This window comes from Nocardioides iriomotensis (genome assembly GCF_004168035.1).
GTDB classification, from domain to species: domain Bacteria; phylum Actinomycetota; class Actinomycetes; order Propionibacteriales; family Nocardioidaceae; genus Nocardioides_B; species Nocardioides_B iriomotensis.
The window spans coordinates 1-5,932 of sequence record NZ_SDPU01000047.1 but is presented as its reverse complement, the minus strand read 5'-3'; the positions used below and the strand labels follow the sequence as shown (position 1 = coordinate 5,932).

Below are 5,932 nucleotides of genomic sequence, written 5' to 3'. Positions count from 1 at the left end.
GTTGTTGTAGCGCCAGAACGACATCCGCAGCTTGTCCAGGTCGGTGTCCAGCAGCGTCACGTCCGCACCCATGCCGAGCGCGATGTTCGCGGCGTTCTGACCACTGACGCCGGCGCCGATGATCACGACCTTCGCGTTCGCGACCCCGCCGACGCCGCCCATCAGCACCCCACGACCGCCCTGCGCCTTCATCAACGAGTAGGCGCCGACCTGCGGGGCCAGGCAGCCGGCCACCTCCGACATCGGGTACAGCAGCGGCAGCCCACCCGAGGGCAGCTGCACGGTCTCGTAGGCGATCCCGGTGACCCGGCGCGTCATCAGCTCCTCGGTCAACGGCTGGTCCGCGGCCAGGTGCAGGTAGGTGAACAGGGTCTGCCCCTCCCGCATCCGGTGGTACTCCTCAGCCACCGGCTCCTTCACCTTCAGCACCATGTCCGCGCTGCCCCACACGTCGTCGGCGGTCTCCAGCAGCTTGGCGCCGGCCGCGAGGTACTCCTCGTCGGTGACCTGCGAGCCGAGGCCCGCGCCGCGCTCGACGTACACCTCGTGCCCGCGCGCGCTCAGCTCGAAGGCACCGACGGGGGTGAGGGCCACCCGGTACTCGTGGTTCTTGACTTCCTTGGGGACGCCGATCCTCATGGCGTATCTGGGCCTTTCGTTCGGGGGTACGGGGGTGGTCAGAGGACGTCGAGCGCGCGGGTGAGCACGTCGCGGAGCTTCTGCTCCATCTCGTCGAAGTGCGTCTGGTCGCAGATCAGCGGCGGCGCGAGCTGCACGACCGGGTCGCCACGGTCGTCGGCGCGGCAGTAGAGACCGGCGTCGTACAGCGCCTTGGAGAGGAAGCCGCGCAGCAGCTTCTCGGACTCCGCGTCGTTGAACGTCTCCTTGGTCGCCTTGTCCTTCACCAGCTCGATGCCGTAGAAGAACCCGTCGCCGCGGACGTCGCCGACGATCGGCAGGTCGAGCAGCTTCTCCAGCGTCGCGCGGAACGCGCCTTCGTTCTCCAGCACGCGCTTGTTGATGCCTTCGTTCTCGAACGCGTCGAGGTTCGCCAGCGCCACGGCGGTGGACACGGGATGGCCGCCGAAGGTGTAGCCGTGCAGGAACGTCTCGGTGCCCTTGAGGAACGGCTCCATCAGCCGGTCGGTGGCGATCATGCCGCCCAGCGGCGCGTAGCCGGACGTGAGGCCCTTGGCGAACGTGATCATGTCGGGCTGGTAGTCGTAGCGCTCCGCGCCGAAGTAGTGGCCGAGCCGGCCGAACGCGCAGATCACCTCGTCGGAGACGAGGAGTACGTCGTACTCGTCGCAGATCTCACGGACCCGCTGGAAGTAGCCGGGCGGCGGCGGGAAGCAGCCGCCGGAGTTCTGCACCGGCTCGAGGAACACCGCGGCCACGGTGTCGGGGCCTTCGTTCTCGATCGCGACCGCGATCTGGTCGGCCGCCCAGCGGCCGAACGCCTCAGCATCGGCCCGGCCCTGCGCGTCGTGCGGGAGGTAGTCGGGGGCGCGGTAGATGTTGGTGTTGGGCACCCGGAACGTCGACGGCACGAGCGGCTCGAACGGCGCCTTCATGCCCGGGAGCCCGGTGATCGACAGGGCGCCCTGGGGCGTGCCGTGGTAGGCGATGGCGCGGCTGATCACCTTGTGCTTGGTGGGCTTGCCGGTGACCTTGAAGTAGTTCTTCGCGAGCTTCCACGCCGTCTCGACGGCCTCGCCGCCGCCGGTGGTGAAGAAGACCTTGTTGAGGTCGCCCGGCGCGTAGCCGGCCACCCGCTCCGCGAGCTCGATCGCGTTGGGGTGGGCGTAGGACCAGAGCGGGAAGAAGGCCAGCTCCTTGGCTTGTCGCCCCGCGGCCTCGGCGAGGTCCTCGCGGCCGTGGCCGAGCTGGCTGACGAAGAGGCCGGCGAGCGCGTCGAGGTACTTCTTGCCGTGCGCGTCGTAGACGTAGGCGCCCTCGCCGCGCACGATCACCGGCACCTCGGAGGTGGCGTAGGTCGAGTGCCGGGTGAAGTGCATCCAGAGGTGGTCGCGCGCCGACTTCTGGAGGTCGGCGTAGGTCTCGGCGTGCATCGGCTGCGGCGTCTGCTGGTCGGGGCTGGACATGCGTATCGGTCCTCGGCGAGGGGTTCGGTCGGGGGTCCGGCGCGTCGCCGGTACGTCGCCCATCGTGCATGGACGCCGTACCGAATGCAAGTGGATCCGTCGTTACTCGTCGGCACAACCATCGGAATCCGTTGTCAGATCAGAGATTCATGCGCGATCCAGTATTGACTGAGTTTTCAGTTTGGACGAGACTCGGTCCGTCCGTCGCTCCCCTTCCCGTCCCGGAGGTGCCCCGTGCCCGAACCCGTCGAGCGGTCCGAATCCTTCGGGCGCATCGAGCAGGCCGGCGTCGAGCAGATCCCCGACGCCGCCGTGCGCGAGGAGGTGGCGTCCTGATGGGCCGCCGCAGCCAGATCCTCCGCGCGGCCGCCCGCCGCATCGCCCGCGACGGCGTGCGCGGGCTCCGGGTCACCGACGTCGCCGACGAGGCGGGCGTCTCGCCGGGCCTCCTCTACTACCACTTCACCGACCGCTCCGGCCTGCTCGGCGCGACGCTCGACTACATCAACGACCACGCCAACGACGTGCGGGCGCAGGGCGCGCGCGGCGACGCGTCGCCGTACGACGACCTCGAGGCCCAGCTGCTCGCCGAGCTCGGCGACGACGAGGAGGTCCGCGAGAACTCCGCCGCCTGGAACGAGCTCCGCGCGCTGGCGGTCTTCGAGACCGACCTCCAGGAGCCGATGCGCCGCACCACGACGGCCTGGGTCGACGAGGTCGCCCGATCCGTGACGGCCGTCCAGCAGTCCGGCCCCGCCGGGACCGCTGAGGTCACCGACCCGGTCCGGACCGCGACCATCCTCACCGCCCTCGTCGAGGGCCTCTCCAACCGCTGGCTCGCCGGCGGCCTGTCCCTGGAGGAGGCGCACAGCCTGCTCTCCGAGGCGACCGGCCGCCTGGTCCACGCCTCCACCGCGTCACACACTGGAACCGCACAGACTCCCGAGGAGACCCCGTGAAGCTGCTGACCAACCTCACCACGCCCCCGTCGCTCGCGCGCGCCCGCCGACCGCAGCGCCCGCCGCTGCGGGTCGGGCTCGTGCAGCACGCCTGGCGCCCCGACGCCGACGAGCTCGCCGGCGTGCTGACCGACGCGATCGGCACCGCGGCCGGCGAGGGCGCCCAGGTGGTGTTCCTTCCCGAGCTCACGCTGTCGAAGTACCCCGCCCACGAGCGCGCGACCGGCCGTCCCGCCGACAACGCGGAGCAGCTGACCAGCGGTCCGACGTACGCCTTGGCTGCGCGGGCCGCCAAGACCCACGGCGTCTTCGTGCACGCGTCGCTCTACCAGAACGCCGACGCTGCCGGCGCCGACGACGGCCTCGGCCTCAACACCGCGATCCTGGTCTCGCCGGACGGCGAGGTCGTCGGCCGCACCCACAAGCTGCACATCCCGGTGAGCGCCGGCTACTACGAGGACACCTACTTCCGGCAGGGTCCCGCCACCGACCCCTTCCCCGTCTACGAGGTGGCCGACCTCGGCGGCGCGCGGCTCGGCCTGCCGACCTGCTGGGACGAGTGGTTCCCCGAGCTCGCCCGCGCCTACTCCCTCGGCGGCGCCGAGCTCCTCGTCTACCCGACGGCGATCGGCTCCGAGCCGAAGTTCCCAGACTTCGACACCCAGCCGTTGTGGCAGCAGGTGATCGTGGCCAACGGCATCACCGCCGGCACGTTCATGGTCGTGCCCAACCGGACCGGCAACGAGGGCGAGCTGACCTTCTACGGCTCGTCGTTCGTGTCCGACCCCTACGGTCGCGTCCTGGTGCAGGCGCCGCGCGACGAGGAGGCCGTGCTCGTCGCCGACCTCGACCTCGAGCAGCGCCGCGACTGGCTCGACCTGTTCCCGTTCCTCGCCACGCGCCGTCCGGACACCTACGCCGCGCTCACCGCGCCGGTCGACCACGCCAAGCCGTACGGCGAGGTGCCGGCATGAGCGACGTGACCTGGCGGATGCCCGCCGAGACCGCTCCCCACGACCGCACCTGGATGGCGTTCCCGCCGGCCTCCCCCTCGCTCGGCGCCGACGCCGGCGAGATCGAGGTGGCGCGCCGGGTCTGGACCGAGACGGCGCACGCCGTGCTCGCCTTCGAGCCGGTGGCGATCGTCGTCGACCCGGCCGACGCAGCGCTCGCCCGCCGGATGCTGTCGTCGGAGGTGACGATCGTCGAGCAGCCGCTCAACGACGCGTGGATGCGCGACATCGGCCTGACCTTCGTGCTCGACGAGGACGGCAGGCTCGGCGGGGTCGACTGGACGTTCAACGGCTGGGGCGCCCAGGCGTGGGCGGCGTGGGACCTCGACAGCAAGGTGGCGTCCGCGATGGTCGACCTGTCCGGCTGCGAGTACGTCCCCTCGACCCTGGTCAACGAGGGCGGCGGCATCCACGTCGACGGCCGCGGCACCGTGCTGGTCACCGAGACCGTGCAGCTCGACCCCGGCCGCAACCCCGACCTGACCAAGGCAGACGTCGAGCGCGAGCTCGCGGCCCGGATCGGCGTCGACCGGGTCGTCTGGCTGCGCCGCGGCCTGACCCGCGACTACGAGCAGTTCGGCACCCGCGGCCACGTCGACATCGTCGCCACGATCACCTCGCCCGGCACCGTCCTCGTGCACGACCAGCGCGACCCCGCCCACCCCGACCACGCGGTCAGCGCCGAGGTCGTCGACCTGCTCCAGGGCGAGGGCTTCGAGGTCGTGCGCATCCCCGCCCCCTCGACCCTGCGCGACGACGAGGGCTTCGTCGACTACTCCTACGTCAACCACGTCGTCACCAACGGCGGTGTCGTGGCGTGCACCTTCGACGACCCGCACGACGAGGAGGCACGCGACGTGCTGCGCTCGGTCTACCCGGGTCGTGAGGTCGTCGGCGTCGACGCTCGCGAGGTGTTCGCCCGCGGCGGCGGGCTGCACTGCATCACGCAGCAGCAGCCCTCACGGCCGGCTCTCAGCTGAGCTCGTCGAAGACACCGGTCAGCATGGGTGCGTCGCGTTCGCGCACGGGCCAGGCCATCGCGTACCACTCCCGCCCGACGCGCCTCTCCCACTGCGCGGTGTTCGTCGGGTCGTCGGACATGACGTGCAGCTGGCTCTTGTGCTCACGGAGGCCGGCCACGATGCGACCGGCGACGGCCCGACAGTCGACCGTGACCCGGATCTGCTCGTCCGGGATGCCGCGCATGTGGTACGTCTGAGTCGGGTCGAAGGTGTAGAGCCCGAGCTCGGCGCGCTGGCGGTTCCACCGTTCGAACACCGACTCCGGTACGGCGCCGTGCAGCAGCCGCTGGAAGCCGGACCTGCCACCGGAGCGCAGGCGGTGGAACGCCTCGTCGGTGGCCGCACCGATCGCGATGTGGTCCGGATGGCCGAAGACGCCGTCCGGGCCGAACGTGACCACGACGGCGGGATCCTCCTCGTCGAGGATCCGCGCGACGCCCGAGACGACGTCGTCGAAGGGAACCTCCGCGACGCCACCGTCCGGCAGGCCCAGCCACTCGTGTCGGTCAGGAACGCGGCCGAGGGCTCGCCACGCAGCCTCGTCCTCGCCCTGGCGAACCGACCCGAGGGTCTCGCGCGTGGCCGGGAACCCGTCTCGGATGTCCCCCTGCTCGCCGCGCGTGGCGTGGATCAGGACGAACCTGAAGTCCGGGTCGTCGGCGTGCAGCGCGACGCTGCCCGCTGCCCCGTACGCGTCGTCGTCCGGGTGCGCGAAGACGCAGGCAAGGGTCCGATTGCGAGGCACGGATCGAACCTAGCTGTACCCGGCCATCACGTTGGTGCCAGGCGGCTGATTGGCGGGCGTCCTCCGAGTGCGCTGTGGCGTCGGTCAG

The 5,932-nt window shown here is 71.0% G+C and carries 6 protein-coding genes; 3 read left to right on the top strand and 3 right to left on the bottom strand.

Features of this window, described 5'->3' with window-relative positions:
• A partial coding sequence (locus tag ETU37_RS22965) for an alanine dehydrogenase (RefSeq protein ID WP_420819127.1) occupies nt 1-639 on the bottom strand: 639 nt, incomplete at its 3' end.
• A gap of 38 nt (nt 640-677) precedes the next feature.
• Nucleotides 678-2,105, bottom strand: a complete 1,428-nt coding sequence (locus ETU37_RS22960) for an aspartate aminotransferase family protein (RefSeq protein WP_240755907.1) — start codon at nt 2,103-2,105, stop codon at nt 678-680.
• Between the two features lie 335 nt (nt 2,106-2,440).
• Between ETU37_RS22960 and ETU37_RS22955 the strand changes: the two genes are divergently transcribed.
• The 3 genes from ETU37_RS22955 to ETU37_RS22945 are packed head-to-tail and all read left to right on the top strand — an operon-like array spanning nt 2,441 to nt 5,057.
• Nucleotides 2,441-3,064, top strand: coding sequence for a TetR/AcrR family transcriptional regulator (locus ETU37_RS22955; protein ID WP_206054153.1), 624 nt, complete (start codon nt 2,441-2,443; stop codon nt 3,062-3,064).
• A complete protein-coding gene (locus ETU37_RS22950) occupies nt 3,061-4,038 on the top strand; it encodes a nitrilase-related carbon-nitrogen hydrolase (protein ID WP_129989823.1) in 978 nt (325 codons plus the stop codon). Before ETU37_RS22955 ends, ETU37_RS22950 begins: the two co-directional genes overlap by 4 nt.
• Complete coding sequence (locus ETU37_RS22945; protein ID WP_206054152.1) at nt 4,035-5,057, top strand: agmatine deiminase family protein; 1,023 nt, start codon at nt 4,035-4,037, stop codon at nt 5,055-5,057. The genes ETU37_RS22950 and ETU37_RS22945 overlap by 4 nt, the downstream gene beginning before the upstream one ends.
• Here ETU37_RS22945 and ETU37_RS22940 read toward each other — a convergent pair.
• Nucleotides 5,050-5,844, bottom strand: coding sequence for a PIG-L deacetylase family protein (locus ETU37_RS22940; protein WP_129989821.1), 795 nt, complete (start codon nt 5,842-5,844; stop codon nt 5,050-5,052). The genes ETU37_RS22945 and ETU37_RS22940 overlap by 8 nt on opposite strands.
• Nucleotides 5,845-5,932 lie beyond the last annotated feature (88 nt).